The sequence below is a fragment of the Acinetobacter colistiniresistens genome, assembly GCF_000413935.1.
In the GTDB taxonomy this organism is placed as follows: Bacteria; Pseudomonadota; Gammaproteobacteria; order Pseudomonadales; family Moraxellaceae; genus Acinetobacter; species Acinetobacter colistiniresistens.
Map to the genome: position 1 here is coordinate 511,166 of NZ_KE340379.1, position 16,207 is coordinate 527,372.

12 protein-coding genes are annotated in these 16,207 nt (G+C 41.5%); 8 read left to right on the forward strand and 4 right to left on the reverse strand.

All coding sequences use genetic code 11. The features are described 5' to 3' along the window. Window positions 1-33: 33 nt before the first annotated feature. Window positions 34-2,664, reverse strand: a complete 2,631-nt coding sequence (locus tag F907_RS11060; protein WP_016651900.1) for a Lon protease family protein — start codon at window positions 2,662-2,664, stop codon at window positions 34-36. A gap of 186 nt (window positions 2,665-2,850) precedes the next feature. Here F907_RS11060 and F907_RS11055 point away from each other — a divergent pair, with 186 nt between their 5' ends. The 4 genes from F907_RS11055 (at window position 2,851) to rpmE (ending at window position 6,956) form a co-directional block, all read left to right on the forward strand. Next, a complete protein-coding gene (locus F907_RS11055) occupies window positions 2,851-5,022 on the forward strand; it encodes an AmpG family muropeptide MFS transporter (protein ID WP_016651901.1) in 2,172 nt (723 codons plus the stop codon). A gap of 2 nt (window positions 5,023-5,024) precedes the next feature. Beyond that, window positions 5,025-5,426, forward strand: a complete 402-nt coding sequence (gene gloA, locus F907_RS11050; protein WP_005271831.1) for a lactoylglutathione lyase — start codon at window positions 5,025-5,027, stop codon at window positions 5,424-5,426. Between the two features lie 137 nt (window positions 5,427-5,563). Next, window positions 5,564-6,532, forward strand: a complete 969-nt coding sequence (locus tag F907_RS11045; RefSeq protein WP_016651902.1) for a bile acid:sodium symporter family protein — start codon at window positions 5,564-5,566, stop codon at window positions 6,530-6,532. Window positions 6,533-6,731: 199 nt separating this feature from the next. Further along, window positions 6,732-6,956, forward strand: coding sequence for a 50S ribosomal protein L31 (rpmE, locus tag F907_RS11040; RefSeq protein ID WP_005271825.1), 225 nt, complete (start codon window positions 6,732-6,734; stop codon window positions 6,954-6,956). An 89-nt stretch (window positions 6,957-7,045) separates the two neighbouring features. Here rpmE and F907_RS11035 read toward each other — a convergent pair whose 3' ends face one another. Genes F907_RS11035 through epmB form a run of 3 tightly spaced genes read right to left on the reverse strand, consistent with a single transcriptional unit; the run spans window position 7,046 to window position 11,905 of the window. Further along, window positions 7,046-9,139, reverse strand: coding sequence for an EAL domain-containing protein (locus tag F907_RS11035; RefSeq protein ID WP_016651903.1), 2,094 nt, complete (start codon window positions 9,137-9,139; stop codon window positions 7,046-7,048). Next, on the reverse strand, window positions 9,121-10,875 hold the full coding sequence (locus F907_RS11030) for a hypothetical protein (RefSeq protein WP_016651904.1): 1,755 nt from the start codon (window positions 10,873-10,875) through the stop codon (window positions 9,121-9,123). Before F907_RS11030 ends, F907_RS11035 begins: the two co-directional genes overlap by 19 nt. A 13-nt stretch (window positions 10,876-10,888) precedes the next feature. After that, window positions 10,889-11,905, reverse strand: coding sequence for an EF-P beta-lysylation protein EpmB (gene epmB, locus F907_RS11025; RefSeq protein WP_016651905.1), 1,017 nt, complete (start codon window positions 11,903-11,905; stop codon window positions 10,889-10,891). Window positions 11,906-11,994: 89 nt separating this feature from the next. Here epmB and efp point away from each other — a divergent pair, with 89 nt between their 5' ends. The 4 genes from efp to F907_RS11005 all read left to right on the forward strand — a co-directional run bounded on the left by efp (window position 11,995) and on the right by F907_RS11005 (window position 16,206). Next, window positions 11,995-12,564 (forward strand): elongation factor P, encoded by a 570-nt coding sequence (efp, locus tag F907_RS11020; RefSeq protein WP_005271812.1) that lies wholly within the window; start codon window positions 11,995-11,997, stop codon window positions 12,562-12,564. 196 nt (window positions 12,565-12,760) lie between these two features. Beyond that, entirely contained in the window at window positions 12,761-14,863 is a 2,103-nt protein-coding gene (locus F907_RS11015; RefSeq protein WP_016651906.1) for a carbon starvation CstA family protein, read from the forward strand. 2 nt (window positions 14,864-14,865) lie between these two features. After that, window positions 14,866-15,168 (forward strand): YbdD/YjiX family protein, encoded by a 303-nt coding sequence (locus tag F907_RS11010; protein ID WP_005271805.1) that lies wholly within the window; start codon window positions 14,866-14,868, stop codon window positions 15,166-15,168. Between the two features lie 78 nt (window positions 15,169-15,246). Then, entirely contained in the window at window positions 15,247-16,206 is a 960-nt protein-coding gene (locus F907_RS11005) for an AAA family ATPase (RefSeq protein ID WP_016651907.1), read from the forward strand. The last annotated feature ends 1 nt before the right edge of the window (window position 16,207 follow it).

The window sequence follows — 16,207 nt, forward strand, 5'->3', positions numbered from 1 at the left end:
TGTTCCTTTGGGAGCATGGCTTTTTCTTTACTTCTATTTTCGTTTCTTTCGGTTGATTGGCTTTAAGCTTTTTGCTTCAACTACTGTTTCTTCAGTGTTTTTCGCCGCGAGCTCATCTTTTTTGGTTTTCTTACGCTTTTTCTTTTTCTTTGGTTCGTCATCTTCAACGGCCTCACCATCTTCGATCGCTTGCCAATACTCAAGTTGTTCCATCACTGCAGCATAGATCGAGTTTTTGGTATAGCGGCCTTTCTTATCGAGTGTTCCGACTGGACGTGCCATTAAAATTTCTAAAGCTTGATCAATAGTATCAATCGCATGGACATGGAATTGACCTGCGTGTACCGCATCGCTCACATCTTGGCGTAGCATTAAGTGCTGCATATTTTGACGTGGAATGATGACGCCTTGTTTGCCTGTTAAGCCTTGAAGTTTACATGCATCGTAGAAGCCTTCAATTTTTGCATTGACGCCACCAATCGGCTGTACTTGGCCCAATTGATTCATCGAGCCTGTAATTGCCCAAGATTGATCAATCGGAATTTGACAGATCGCAGAGATCAGCGCTGAAAGTTCTGCAACCGTCGCACTATCGCCATCGACTTGTCCGTAGCTTTGTTCAAAAGCTAAAGCGGCAGAGAAGTGCAGGATTTGTTCACGACCAAAGTGAGCCTTCAAAAAGCTCGACATCAATAACACGCCTTTGGCATGCAGTGAACCACCGAGCTCAACACTGCGTTCAATATCCAGAATATCACCGCCGCCCTGATACACCGATGCAGTCAGGCGAGAAGGTAGACCAAATTCAACATCGGCATAATGGATCACGGATAAGGCATTGATCTGACCGAGACGGTGTCCAGAGGTTTCAATTAATTGAGTCCCGCGAGAAAGATCCTGCCAATACAGTTCTCTTAAATAGCCTAAGCGATATTGACGGTGATGTAATGCTTGATTGACATGCTGGTCAGTAACGATCTTGTCATCTGATTTAAATGCATGATGATGTGCTTCACGAATGAGGTCACCTAGGGTAGATGCATGTAGCGATAATGAACTTTGATCTTCCGCCTGACGGCTGGAATCCGTTAACAAAGCCGCAAGTGCAGAACGATCAAAGGGAAGTAACTTGTCAGCTTGAACATAATCTGCAATCAGCTGCATATATGCCTGCTCATTACTGTCATTACGTTGTAATGTATCGGTGAAGTCGGCACGAATTTTAAAGACACTGCCTAACTCGGGTTCAACTTCCAGAATTTCATAATAAATTTCAGGTTCTGCAAGTAAAACCACTTTAATATCAAGTGGAACGGATGCTGGCTCAATTGAAATGCTGCCAGTTAAGGTCAGCATATGTTCGAGTGATGACAGTTTGAGTTGTCCCGATTTTAAAGCGCGTTTTAGACCTTGCCATGCATAAGGCTGTTCAAGCAGTTGTTCTGCTTCAAGCATTAAAAAGCCACCATTGGCTTGGTGTAAAGAACCGGGGCGAATCAAGGTAAAGTCGGTGGTAATGGTACCGTTATGCGTGAGTTGCTCGACATGACCCAACAGGTTGTAGTGCGTTGGGAAGTCTTCAAAAATAACTGGTGCACCGCTATTGGGCTTGTTGGCAACAATCACATTGGCCTGATAGCGCGAAGGAACACGATTGAATAAAGCAGGGGTAAAGTCATCTTCTTCTTGTTCTAGAATCAACTCTACATTTTCAATTATGTCTTCAGCATAATGTTTTAAATATAAGTCGAGACCTTTGACTTCTTTGTTTTTATTTAAGATAGATTCTACACGTGGCATGACCACTTGAGTGGCAATGTCGCGATTTAGGCTTGAAACCTGATCTCGAGCATCATCTTCTAAATCACCCAGATGCAGACCCAAACGTTCGAGTTTTTTCTCCATATAACGAACATTGGCGTTGATTTCAGCACGTTCTTTACTGCCAAGTGCATTCAGTTCATTTTGACTTAACTCGTGATATTCATCGTTGCGTAGTTGCATCGGGATGAATGTATGTTTGTCATTACGAGAAACCAATTTCAAATCGAGTTCTTCGCCTTCTTTGGTTAACTCGACTAAAGCCTGTTGCTGTACATCGCCGGTATCCTGACGAATACGTTCAATCCGGTTGTGATAACTTTCAGCGCTAAAACGGCGCTCTAATTGTTTTAAAATGATTTGCCATGCTTGTTGCAAGGTGTTTTGGAATTTAGTGCCTTGACCTGCTGGAAAGCGTAATGCAATGGGTTGTCTTGGGTTTTTGAAGTTATTCACATACACCCAGTCATTGGGTGTTGGCATGGTTTTCGCATGTTGCTGGAGCAAACGCTTGATCATGGTACGTTTACCTAATCCTGCAGTCCCAACCGCAAAAATGTTGTAGCCTGAGTATGGTAGGGAAATACCGGCTTCGACGGAAGCGCGCGCGCGGTCTTGCCCTAAAAAATTATTCAGTGGTTTGATTCGTTTGGTTGAACTCGGAATTTCTGCGAGATCTGGAATATGTGTCAGTTGGTCGGCACGTAAAGCTGTTTTAATCAGTGTTGCTTGTATTTCCGTCTGCTCAAAGGCACTTGGTAAAGAGTTTATATTTGCGCTGATAGTGTTTGTTGGTGTTAAAGATAAAGTTGTTGCAGTCATTTGATCGAGTTTTTGGGTCACTGTTGCTATCCAACAAATAAACTAAAGTTGAGTAATTAAAGGTATACAGTTTTAGCCCTAAAGATCAAGCGAACTTGTGTTTTTTATCGACAAAACAAAAGAATGATTGCATAAAGCAACTTGCAAGAGAGAGCAAGAAACGATTGAATAAGCACATTCACGCATGTTCATGGAAAATAATAACCAATGACAACTCAAGCCTCTGGTTGGGCGTCGGCATTTAAAGCATTTTTAGATCGCCGTGCGCTGATTATGTTATTTCTTGGTTTCTCGGCAGGGATTCCAATTTTATTGATTTTTTCTAGCTTGTCATTATGGCTAGGTGAGGCTGGTATTGATAAAAGTGCAGTCACTTTTTTTAGTTGGGCTGCACTCGGTTATTCCTTTAAATTTGTTTGGGCACCACTCATTGATGAGCTGCCTGTTCCTTTTTTGACTAAAAGTTTAGGTCGACGTCGTGCCTGGTTGTTAATTGCACAATGTTTGATTATTTGTGCAATTTGTATCATGGCCTTTTCTGACCCGGCGCTTGGAAAAAGTTATCTGATCCAGATGGCGGCAGGTGCGGTCTTACTGGGTTTCTCTGCAGCTACACAAGATATTGTAATTGATGCCTACCGGATTGAGCTGGCCGAGACTGAAATGCAAACGGTTTTAGCTTCGACTTACAATGCCGGTTATCGGATCGGGATGATCGTTGCAGGTGCAGGTGCTTTGTTCTTGGCAGCCTATTTAGGCACAGCGAAAGGCAATTATATTTACGAAGCTTGGAAATATACCTATTTAACCATGGCAGCAGTGATGGTTGTCGGTATTATCACGACCTTATGTGTACGTGAACCCCAAGTAAATCGTGTTTATAAGCAGTATAAAACCACAGATTATTACCGTTTGGTGTTTGTATTTTTTATTGCCGTTGTGACTTTCGTGCTGAGCTATATCTATTCAGGTAATGTGACCGATGCGATTGCGAAATCAGCAGCAATCAAAGACACTGCAACTTTGTTTGGTTTAGAAGCATTACGCTTTTTAACCGCAACTGCAATTGCATTATTGGCAGGTTTTGGACTGGTCAAGATGGGGGTGGTTAACCAGCAAATGGCGAAAGAAACATGGGTCGCGCCGATTCTGGATTTCTTTAAACGCTATGGTGTAAAACTGGCTTTAGTTTTATTGCTGTTGATTGGATTTTTCCGTATCTCTGACATTATTGCAGGGGTAATTTCCAATGTGTTCTACCAAGATCTGAACTTTAGTAAAGAGCAGATTGCAGAAGCGGTTAAAATTTACGGTGTACTTTTTAGTCTGGTTGGTGGTTTCTTGGGTGGTTTGCTGGCACAGCGTATGAACATTATGAAATTGATGTTCGTCGGTGCAGTTTTAGCTAGTTCAACCAATTTGATTTTTATCGGTCTAGTCAAATCGGGCAAGCCACTTGATCAGGTTGAAGTTCAGGTCGGAGATCAGCACTATCAGGTACAGCCAGATGAAGTTGGGTATTGGAAGTTACAAGTACCGAACGAGGTTTTATTAAAAGCAAACCAAGTGCAGGTGAGTACTCAATATCAGAATCAGGCAGCGTCGCATATTCAGTTAGAAGTGCCATATCTCATTCATACGCAACAGCCTGAGATTCAAATATTGCCGATTAACAATGATGATCAATTAACACTCAAAGAACTTAAACAAAGTTTGGTGATTAAAGGTCAGCTCGCAGGGGTGAAAGCGGAAGAGTTAGATGCAGAACGTCCAGTGATTTTAAAGTTGGATGGACAGGAATTTACCGCAAAAATTGACCAAAAGGGCTTGTTTACAGGTGCTGTCGATGGAAAGTTATTACAGGCTTCTCCGACTAAAACACTCCAGGCTGTGGCGAACTTAAAAGTTCCTGCTGGACACGAAGTGTTGGCAACGCGACAATATCGTATTAATCCTGCTGCTCATGCGGATGTTTTAGATATTGATATCCAGCCGGTGGCTGTGATTGATCCAGGGCAGTCAGGAACTGTAGAGCTTTCTGGTAAAGTGATCAAAAGTTATAGCTCTTTATGGCTGTACCTTGCAATTATTATTGATAATCTGGCTTCAGGTCTGGCGGGTGCTGCCTTTATTGCCTTTTTATCTAGTTTAACCAGCGTATCGTTTACTGCAGTTCAATATGCGATTTTTAGTTCTCTGATGACGCTCACACCCAAGTTATTGGGTGGGTACTCAGGAACGATTGTCAGCAATATCGGTTATCCGAATTTCTTTTTAATGACGACTCTCATTGGAATTCCAATTTTATTCCTCGTGGTTTGGGTGGCGAAATTATTACGCGACCATGAAAACCGAACAACACAACAGACAGGTGAATAACTATGCGCATGTTACATACGATGCTACGAGTAGGTAATTTAGAACAATCTTTAAAGTTCTACACTGAGGTGCTTGGTATGAAATTGCTACGCCAGCGTGATTATGAAGAAGGGCGTTTTACGCTAGCTTTTGTGGGTTATGGTGATGAAGAAAATAACACGGTACTTGAGTTAACCCATAACTGGGATACCGCGAGTTATGATCTCGGCAATGCTTATGGCCATATTGCGATTGGTGTGGAAGATGCTTATAAAGCATGTGAAGAAATCAAGGCACGTGGTGGTAAAGTCGTGCGTGAAGCAGGCCCAATGAAAGGTGGCGTTACGGTAATTGCTTTTGTCGAAGATCCTGATGGTTATAAAGTTGAATTGATTCAACAGGATCAAAACGCACGTAATAATTAAGCTTTGGTCTGGTCAGTCCAAGATTTCTGATCTAAAGCCCTAGCTTTATTTGTAGAGCCCAGTATGATGAGTCGATCAAATGGTCAACAACATCATATTGGGCTTTATAGTTATTCGTGAGTAGATAAGGATAGGTTATGTTGAAGCTATTGGCAGTGGATCGCTTTACAATATTATTAATTGCGATGGTGGTACTGGCGACTTTTTTACCTGTCTCTGGGCAGGCTGCACATTATTTTAATATGCTGACCACGGTTGCGATTGCCGTATTGTTCTTTTTACATGGCGCCAAGTTATCACGTGAAGCTGTGATTGAAGGTATGCTGCATTGGAAAATGCATGCGCTCGTCTTTGCTTTTACTTTTCTAATTTTCCCAGCAATCGGATTGTTGGCGAAACCTGTGCTAGAACCACTTTTAGGGCAACAGTTATATTGGGGTTTTCTGTTTATGTGCTTCTTGCCATCTACAGTACAATCTTCGATTGCATTTACCTCGATGGCTAAAGGCAATGTGGCTGCTGCCGTTTGTAGCGCCTCTTTCTCTAATATTATCGGTATGTTCATTACCCCGATTTTGGTGAGCTACTTCATTTTAGGACAAAGCCAACATGGTTTTGATCCGACTAAATCTATTATCCAGATTACATTGCTACTGCTGGTGCCTTTTGTTCTGGGGCAGTTGCTGCGTCCTTATGTGTTTCCTTATATGGTTAAAGTCCCAAGTGTCGTTAAAGCGTTTGATCAGGGGTCGATCTTAATGGTGGTATATGGCGCGTTTAGTAGTGCTGTAATTGCAGGACTTTGGCATCAGGTCAGTGGTCTAACTTTATTATATCTGGTGCTGGCATGTTCGGTGCTGTTAACGATCGTCATGCTATTGGCTTTGTATTTACCAAAGTGGTTGGGCTTTAATCGTGCCGATCAAGTCACGATTTTCTTTTGTAGCTCAAAAAAAACCTTGGCGAGTGGCGTGCCAATGGCACAGATTCTGTTTATTGGACAACCCCTAGGTATGATTGTGTTGCCAATTATGATTTTTCACCAAATTCAGTTGATGGTGTGTGGCATGATTGCGAACCATTGGTCAAAATCAAAACAGGAATAGTTCGCAAAATTGAATTTTTTGGCGTATAATAGTCGCCACTTGTTGGCTTTGCTCTGACCGTTAGAGTCTCGGTGAGTCAAAAGAAATGGTCTGTTGTGGTGTTGATCTGCAAGTGTGAAAACACTTTGCTTTCCTCAGATTGAGAGTGATCAATTGCGATAACAGCTTAAGCCTTTCTTACTTAATAGGAGCATCGACCATGCGCGCCGATATTCACCCTAAATACGAAAACTTAGTTGCTACTTGTTCATGTGGTAACGTAATCGAAACTCGTTCTGCTCTTGGTAAAGAAACAATTTACCTTGACGTATGTTCAGCTTGCCACCCATTCTATACTGGTAAACAAAAGAATGTGGATACAGGCGGCCGTATCGACAAATTCAAACAACGTTTCTCTGGTATGTCACGTTCTATCAAACGTTAATATCAAGAAAGAAAAAAACGGGCAATATGCCCGTTTTTTTGTGACTATATTTTTATTAATAATGTATATAGTCTGCGATGTGCAAGACCTTATTGGTCTTGTACATCGGTTAAACGATCAAGTTTCTTCTGGAAATAGTTACCTTGCAAGAAGCGAGCCTCAACATTCCATGCATTTGCGAATAAATTCATATCATTCAGTTCCATCAAGAAAATTTCCACAGGTTTTTGACCGATAAAATGTAGGATTTTCTCTTGTAAGGTTGCAATGTCTTTATCTGAACTCAGCATTTTGGTGAGTTTGCTATGTAAGTTGAGATACTGGGTATCAATTTGCTGCAGCATGCTGTCGCTGTACAGCGAGTCGCCAAAACCACGAATTGAAATTTCGGCGCCATGTTGGCGTAGTAAGGCAATCTGTGGCTGTGCTTGAGAAAGATTCTGTTGGAGCGCCTGCTCTGAGAATTGCAAGATCAGTGGATGTGCTTGTTTACTACCAATAATGGTGAGTAGTTTTGCAACCAGCTCAGGCAACTGCTTATCATTTAATAGTACCTGATGATTTAGGTTAACAATCAGTTTTGCCTTAGGGTATTGGGTAATAAAATTGTGCAATTGTTTGCATGCTTCAACCAAAACCCAACGATCAAGTTGAACAGAGAGTTCGGTATCATCTTTAAGATCAGCCAGATCACTTAAATCTTGCCATTGATTGTTATAGATAAAGCCACCAGAAACTTCATAAGTATGCGTGTGCTGATCTTGTTTATCATAAAGCTGCTGATATTTAAGGTGGATATCACCCGCATCCAGTTTTTGTTTAAGCTCTTGTAGCAAGCTTAACTGGACTTTTGTTGGAATATGTTCGGTCGTCAAACCAATATCAGTATCAATTTTTGGACTGTTGAATACGGGTAAAGCTGCAGAGAATGCTTTGCTGAGAACTTGCTCAAAAACAGCCTCATCTGGAATGGCTTGTGCAAGTTCGCAATACCCTAATTTAAGGTGTAAAGGGAAGGTGTAATTTGCTGTTGCCAAAAGTTGGGGTTTTTGCAAGCTATTTAAACCGATCAGCAGTGAATTTAAAACATTCTTGGATTCAGCTTGAAATAATGCAACGAAGAGTGTGCTATCGACTTGATAGACAGGAACACTCACTTGTTCTTTGATAAAGTTTTGGATATTAGCAAAATATGCTTTTGTTCCGCGCCAATCATTTTGGAAAACTTCATTTGGGCAGCTAGTGAGACTAAATAGCACAATGGCATTGGCATTGGCTGGATGATTGGTCAGTTGTCGATTGAGCTGTTGTAAAGCTGTGCCTAGAGTCGAGACTTTTTCGGATGAAACAGTCGCTGCTGGCGGTTGAGCTATCACCTGAGCAGATGTAGGACACTCAATATTGAGTTGAATTTCCTCTTCATTGCCTGAAGGCAGAAACTCTAGGTGTAATGGATTATTCTTTACGGTTGAGTTTTGAGTACGAAGTTCAAATCGGCCTTGCTCAAATTGCCCTTGAGAGATCTTTTTAAAGCGGAGCTTAAATTGCCCTAAATCCTCGGGTTGTAACACGTCAAGAATTGGCAAGCCAATCAATTCATCCGCATTGCTAAAACCAAATAGGTTGGCATATTCAGTATTGGCACTGAGATGAATGCCTTCCTGTAAAATGGCAACAGCTTTATGTGTCTCTGCAACCAAAGATTGTGCTTGGGATTGAGCGACTTCCAGTTCATTGAGCAAGCGGTGCTCGGCCTGTACCAAGCGACTATAAGACAGGGCGCGGATCATGTTGATATAAAACGTTTCAGGCGTTTTAAAATTCACTACATCATAGATACCTTTATGAATATAGCCCTGGTATTGATCTGCATTGAAGTCATCAGGTTCTAATAGTAGAACAGGTAAACTTGGTTGGGATGAAGCCTGTATTAAGGAAAGCGTTTGTTCGATTTTTAGGTCATAGGCACGACCAAAAATCACAATATCCCAAGGTAAATTAAGCTGCTTTTCAAATGTTTTAAGATCATCTAACAAAGTGGCTTTAATTTGATGATCTTGTGCTTTAAAAATTGCCGCAATTTGATTATATCGAAGCTGATTGTCGTCAATAATCAGTAAGCGTGTTTCAGTGCGTTTTAGTTTTTTAGAGAGTAAAGAATTTCTCACTTCAATGCTTCCCATAAATCTTGATCAATTGTGTCCATATTTTTTTGAGCCATATATTTTTGCAGAACAGGGAGTTCTTCTTCATTTAGTAGTTCAAACTCAAATTGAACAAAACTCTGGGTAATTAATTGTGCGTTTAATAAATACACTTTGACTTCCTCTTTCCCCAATCTTAAATGAATAGCTTGGTGTTCTCTAAAAATTTGTGAACCCGGTAAAATTAATGTAGTTTTTGTTTCATCCAGATTTTGATTTTTTAATAAAAGTGTTGGATGATAATTGCTGATATGTCGATCTGCTTGTAAACGAACTGCACAAGGGAAAATCTCCTGTGCCAATACTTCCAAACCGAGTTCTAAACTTTTTTCGGTTGATTGTTTGAGCCAACGAATTACTCCTCCGCGCCAATGCCCATGTGATGTTTCTTTAACTAAAATATATTCGCCTGTTCTAAGATTCTTTGGTGCTTCTCCAGACCATTTAATACGGTAACCATTGACGCTGATATCCAGAATGTCAGCCTGATATACCGCTTTACTTTCCCGGCTTAGGCGTTGAATTGCTGACTCTTGGTTATCTGAAGTGCTTTTTTTGTCCCAAGCGGACATAAACTTCGATTCATTTTGCAGACCGTAACTATGGTCTAGCAATAAGGTTTCCGAAAAGTTTTTGGCTTTGGAAAGATAAAAGTGAGCGGTAAGCAAACCAAAACAGATATGCAGTTGCGCGGAATACTCATAACGTTCATGACGGCGTTCCGCGGTTGTGCCTAAGATGGTTTGCACATGAAATTTAAGCGCAGGGGTCAAATAAATTTTTTCATTCTTGGAAATGTATTCCGCATTTTTATGCAGTGTCGCCGTGACATGATCCAAAAGGCTATGGGTACTGATAAATATATTTGGATTAAAGCCTGAGCTTTGCTTTTTATTATAAATTGGTGGATGGTCTTTCGTGGTATCTACGACATATTTGGTTAAATCTGTTTCTTTAGATAGCACTTGAACCATTTTAGCCCAGTCAAAACTACACTGGAACAGAGCCTGGATTTCAGATTGACGGATTTGATTGGTATTAAAAATATCCATCAAAATTAATTGGGCGTAGGCTTGGCTAATGTTGCTAATAGCGCTTGGTTTACCCTGAGCTTGATCGAGGTTGGTATGCTGGTATTTATGCATGACTGCTGCATCATAGAGCTGATGTGCAATTAACCATTGTCCTGCAACAGGCTCGCTATACAACATATGTTGTTGATAGAGTAGTTGTGTTAGTTGTTGCAAGGATTGAAAGGTTGCAAGTGTTCTTGCCGTTTGCAGGTTCTTCTTTTGATTTAGAGCAAAAATAGAAAACTTTTGTTGATCGAGTTGATCGTTACTACGGCGTACGATATTGATATAAATAGCAGCAAAGTAACAACGCAATAACATCGCCAATTCGATGATGTGCTCATTGCGATCTGAACTGATCACACCTTGATTGAAAAAGTTTTTTTCCAGGCTGCCCAGAACGTTTTCAATGGTCGGATGTAGAACCTGTACTAAATCAAATCGCAAGGTTTCAGAACATTCTAATTCACTAAGTTCTAATAAGGCAGCAAATAACGCCTTCGAGGTATCACCTAACTGCATAATTGACAGGTTTGAGATCCATTCATTCAGACTTTTTGAATTGGTATCGCAAAAACTCAGTTTGTCTCGTCTTAAGACCGTTGGAATTTGAAAAATATCCGAAAAAGCATTATTCATCATTGTGTAATCAATCTCAGAACGTTTGAACCCCAAAAAGCGGTGTTTTATTTTTTTCGCCCGCAATTTCCCTGACAAGTTTAGGAACTAAATATCCAGGTAAACTCGCTAATACATCACTGTATATCTGATCTATCTCTGAAGATCTTAAATCAAAATGCTGAGCACCTTTGACTTTATCTAAAACATGAAGGTAATAGGGCATTACTCGTGCTTCAAATAAACGGAGACTCAAGGCATTGAGCGTTTCTGCAGAATCATTCACACCTTTGAGTAGAACCGCTTGATTCAGCACGGTTATATGGTGAAGTGATAACTGCAATAACTTCGAACAGGTGAAATCATCGAGTTCAGCTGCGTGATTTGAGTGTACCACTACTACAATGCGCAGCCTACTGTTTTTTAATATAGAAATCAGCTCTTCATCAATACGATTCGGGATCACAATCGGAACGCGTGAATGAATTCTCAATATCTTAATCTGAGGGAGAGATGCTAGACGTTCTAGCCACAAAGAAATTTTTCGATTATTGAGCGTCAGTGGATCACCGCCACTTAAAATCACCTCATTGATTTGTGGATTTTGCTCAATATATTGCTTGATGTTGATCCAGTCGTCATTTTTAGGAAGGTTGTCCTGATATGGAAAATGACGGCGGAAACAATAACGGCAGTGAATTGCACATGCACCGGTTAAAGTCAGTAAAAAACGCGATTGATACTTGTGTAAAACCCCAGCCATTTGATTGGCCGCTTCTTCGCCGAGCGGGTCGGTGACAAATTCGGGATGTTGTTCCAGTTCCAGATGGTGTGGTAATACTTGTAGCAATAAAGGGTCAAGCGGATCGCCAATGCTCATTTTTCCGACGAATGCACGCGGGACGCGCAATTTAAACTGTTCAGAGGCGAGGATTGCACCTGATAATAGCTGATCGGTAGATAACTCAAGCAGATTTAACAGCTCTAAAGGATCGGTAATTAGATCACTGAGTTGTGATTGCCAGTTTTGCTCTTGATGTAAATAGTTTATCATGCCATACGTTAAAAATAGTGTTAGTGTCACACCTGTGCGTGTAGTCTAACATTAATAGATTTGAGTTTTAAGTTTGGAGTGCGCCTTTCATGGCCTATTATTCTACAAATGATTTTAAAGCAGGCCTTAAGGTTATGCTTGATGGCAACCCATGTTCAATCATGGAAAATGAATATGTAAAACCAGGTAAGGGTCAAGCATTTAACCGTGTGAAATTACGTAACCTTCGCTCTGGTAAAGTATTAGAAAAAACTTTCAAATCAGGTGACTCTTTAGAAGCAGCTGATATTGTAGAAGTAGAAATGGATTACCTCTACAACGATGGCGAAATGTGGAACTTCATGGATCCTGTATCTTTCGAGCAAATCGCTGCTGATAAAACAGCAATGGGTGATGCTTCGAAATGGTTAAAAGACGATTCTAATGAAAAATGTACGATCATGTTATTCAATGGCGTACCTTTGACTGTAAGCCCACCGAACTTCGTTGTGCTCAAAATTGTTGAAACTGATCCAGGTGTTCGTGGTGATACTTCTGGCGGTGGCGGTAAGCCTGCGAAACTTGAAACAGGTGCTGTAGTCCGTGTTCCATTATTCGTACAGCAAGAAGAAAGTGTTCGTGTAGACACGCGTACGGGTGATTACCTAGAGCGTGCATAATTGTGAATGAGTGGCAGAGCTACTCAAGACATACAATTATCGAAGGGATGATTAAACAATCATCCCTTTTTTTATGCCAAAGTATTAGATAAATAATTGAAGCTAGAAGGTAAACTTACAAAGATATTTCTTCTACAGAAAATATGGAAAGGGAAATCTAAATAACCACGCGTTATGTATTTGAGAGGTTTTTTGAATGGAGACAACACAAGCAAAGTCATCACTTCCCTCAAAACTCCTATGGAGTTTGGTTGCCATTGTTGGGGCAATTTCATTTGGGATTTTGGCAGTTAGTCGTGGTGAGCATGTCAATGCAGTCTGGTTGGTTCTTGCGGCGGTCTGTGTATATAGCATTGCATATCGGTTCTACAGTTTATTTATTGCAAACAAAGTTTTTGAATTAAATCCTAAACGGTTAACTCCAGCACATCGCCTTGCCGATGGTCTGGATTATGTTCCAACCAATAAATACGTTTTATTTGGGCATCACTTTGCTGCTATTGCTGGTGCTGGTCCTTTGGTTGGGCCGATTCTGGCAGCGCAAATGGGTTATTTACCTGGAACAATCTGGCTTTTAGTTGGAGTGGTGATTGCAGGTGCTGTACAGGATTTTCTGGTTCTATTTATTTCAACACGCCGTGATGGCCGTTCGTTGGGAGAAATGGCCAAGCAGGAACTCGGTACTTTTGCTGGTGTCATTGTCATGCTCGGTACGCTTGGAGTCATGATTATTATCCTTGCGGTATTGGCATTAGTTGTAGTCAAGGCACTGGCACATAGTCCTTGGGGCGTATTTAGTATTGCAACTACCATTCCAATCGCGCTATTCATGGGCATTTACATGCGTTATTTGCGCCCTGGAAAAATTGCAGAGGTATCGATTATTGGTTTTGTACTAATGATGGCTGCAATTGTCTATGGGGGTGATGTTGCAAAAGATCCATATTGGGGCCAGTTATTTACCCTGAGTGGTACCCAGTTGACATGGGCGTTGATTATTTATGGTTTCATCGCGTCAGTTTTACCCGTTTGGTTGTTATTAGCACCACGTGATTATCTTTCTACTTTCCTAAAAATCGGTGTGATTGCAGGTTTGGCGATCGGGATTATCTTTGCGATGCCTGATTTGAAAATGCCAGCGGTAACGCATTTCATTGATGGCACAGGGCCTGTATTTGCAGGTAGTTTATTTCCTTTCTTATTTATTACCATTGCCTGTGGTGCGATCTCGGGCTTCCATGCCTTGGTGGCTTCAGGGACAACACCAAAACTGGTCGATAACGAAGTCAATATTCGTATGATTGGTTATGGTGGGATGCTCATGGAATCCTTTGTCGGGATCATGGCCATGATCTGTGCAACGGTACTTGATCCGGGTGTCTATTTTGCGATTAATGCACCTGCGGCAATTCTGGGAACAACGGTCGATACTGCTGCGGAAGCAGTACGTAACCTTGGCTTTGTCGTTAGTCCTGAAATGCTGACTTTGTTGGCACAAGAAGTGGGCGAGAGCTCAATTCTATCACGTACAGGTGGTGCACCAACCTTCGCGATTGGTATGGCGCATATCATTTCTGAAATTTTCAATAGCCGTTCAATGATGGCATTCTGGTATCACTTTGCCATTTTATTTGAAGCCTTATTCATTTTAACTGCGGTAGATGCAGGAACACGTGCCTGTCGTTTCATGGTGCAGGATACTGTGGGTATCGTAGTGCCAGCAATTAAACAATCAAGTTCATTCTTTGGGAATTTGGTCGGAACGTTTGTCGCGGTAGCGGGTTGGGGCTTCTTTGTCTATCAAGGCGTTGTTGACCCATTAGGCGGGATTAACTCCTTGTGGCCATTATTCGGTATCGGTAACCAGATTCTTGCCTCTATGGCGTTGATTTTGGGGACAGTTATTCTATTTAAGATGAAGAAAGAGAAGTATGTATGGGTCACCATTGTCCCGACTATTTTCTTGTTTATTACCTCAATGACTGCAGGCTGGCAGAAGATTTTCCATGAAAATCCGAAGATTGGCTTCTTGGCACAAGCGAACCGTTTCTCGGATGCGATTGCGCGTGGCGAAGTGCTTGCACCAGCCAAAACAGTGGCTGAAATGCAGACCATTGTGATGTCGAACCAGATCAATGCTGCGTTGTGTGGGTTCTTTATGATTGTTGCAATCGTGATGGTGATTGCTTCTATTGGCATCGTACGCCGTGCTTTGGCAAGTCCAACGCCTACTGCCAATGAAGCACCTGCGGTTTATTCAGAAACACCGATGACTGCGAATAGCATCAAAGGAGAGTAAGTATGGATTTTAAAATTGCCCGACAAGGTGGTTCAGTGATTGTGAAGATTATTAAATTCACCATCATGTCACAGAAGCATTTGCTATTGTCGCCAAAGAATTGGTCACGCATCGCCGTACTGTGGCAACGTTTACAGCAAAGTTTTCGTCTCATGGTTGGTGTACCTGATTATGAAACCTATGTTGAGCATATGAAAGCACATCATCCGGATTTAACTCCCATGGATGCCAAGACTTTTTATCGTCATTGTATCGATGCGCGTTATCCTTCAGCGGGTGGCAATATGAAAAAATGTCCTTGCTAGAAATCAATTGATTTCGTTGAAAAAAAACCAAAACAGTGTATGTTGAAGCATGCACTGTTTTATTTTGGGGAGAATATGATGTGGGGCATGGGTCAGACTTCGGTTCAGGACAAAAAACAGCAAAATCAGTCATTAGAACAAGATATCAGAAGTTTTGCACAGAAGATTGAGCACTTTTTAATTGAAGTGAATCAGCTGATTTTAGATAAACCTCAGCAAACTAAATTGGCTTTGACCTGTTTATTGGCAGGTGGGCATGTACTGTTTGAGGATCTACCAGGATTGGGGAAAACCACCTTGGCCAGTGCTCTGGCGCGTCTGGCAGGATTGCATTTTCAACGGATTCAATTCACCAATGATATGTTGGCCAGTGATGTGATTGGCATCAATATTTTTAATCAAAAAGAACATGTGTTTGAGTTTAAGCAAGGACCGGTGTTTACTCAGATCTTACTTGCGGATGAAATTAACCGCTGTAGTCCTAAGACCCAAAGTGCGTTACTCGAAGCGATGGAAGAAGGTGCTGTGACTGTAGATGGGCTACATTATGCGTTACCACAACCTTTCTGGGTACTGGCAACGCAAAACCCGCTGTTCCAAAGTGGAACCTATGCATTGCCAGAGTCTCAACTTGACCGTTTCCTGATGCGTTTGTCACTGGGCTATCCATCTCGTCAGGCAGAAAAGTTACTATTGCAGCAAAGCTCTCGCCAAGTGCTGATTCATCAATTAGATGCCGTGTTTAATCAAGCTGATATCTTACATTTACGTGAGTTAGCAAAGCAGGTTTTCCTCAGTGATGCAGTGCTCAACTATATTCTGGATCTCGCTGCTGAAACACGTAAGCAACGTCATGGGCTGTCTACACGTGGTGTACTTGCACTGAAGGCTGCAGCGCAAGCCTATGCCTTGGTTGAGGGGCGCAGTTTTGTCACGACTGATGATGTGCAAACCGTATTTGTCGCTGTTACGGCGCATCGTATTAGTTTGGGTGAAACCGAGGTACAACAACTTTTGCAGTCGGTTGAAGCATTGTAAG

What these genes read in the sequence shown, in the direction of transcription:
- rpmE (WP_005271825.1), top strand. Translation starts at nt 6,732, where the DNA reads ATGCGCGCCGATATTCACCCTAAATACGAAAACTTAGTTGCTACTTGT.
- epmB (WP_016651905.1), bottom strand. Translation starts at nt 11,905, where the DNA reads ATGATAAACTATTTACATCAAGAGCAAAACTGGCAATCACAACTCAGT.
- F907_RS11045 (WP_016651902.1), top strand. Translation starts at nt 5,564, where the DNA reads ATGTTGAAGCTATTGGCAGTGGATCGCTTTACAATATTATTAATTGCG.
- gloA (WP_005271831.1), top strand. Translation starts at nt 5,025, where the DNA reads ATGCGCATGTTACATACGATGCTACGAGTAGGTAATTTAGAACAATCT.
- F907_RS11005 (WP_016651907.1), top strand. Translation starts at nt 15,247, where the DNA reads ATGTGGGGCATGGGTCAGACTTCGGTTCAGGACAAAAAACAGCAAAAT.
- F907_RS11030 (WP_016651904.1), bottom strand. Translation starts at nt 10,875, where the DNA reads ATGATGAATAATGCTTTTTCGGATATTTTTCAAATTCCAACGGTCTTA.
- efp (WP_005271812.1), top strand. Translation starts at nt 11,995, where the DNA reads ATGGCCTATTATTCTACAAATGATTTTAAAGCAGGCCTTAAGGTTATG.
- F907_RS11015 (WP_016651906.1), top strand. Translation starts at nt 12,761, where the DNA reads ATGGAGACAACACAAGCAAAGTCATCACTTCCCTCAAAACTCCTATGG.
- F907_RS11055 (WP_016651901.1), top strand. Translation starts at nt 2,851, where the DNA reads ATGACAACTCAAGCCTCTGGTTGGGCGTCGGCATTTAAAGCATTTTTA.
- F907_RS11035 (WP_016651903.1), bottom strand. Translation starts at nt 9,139, where the DNA reads ATGGGAAGCATTGAAGTGAGAAATTCTTTACTCTCTAAAAAACTAAAA.
- F907_RS11010 (WP_005271805.1), top strand. Translation starts at nt 14,866, where the DNA reads ATGGATTTTAAAATTGCCCGACAAGGTGGTTCAGTGATTGTGAAGATT.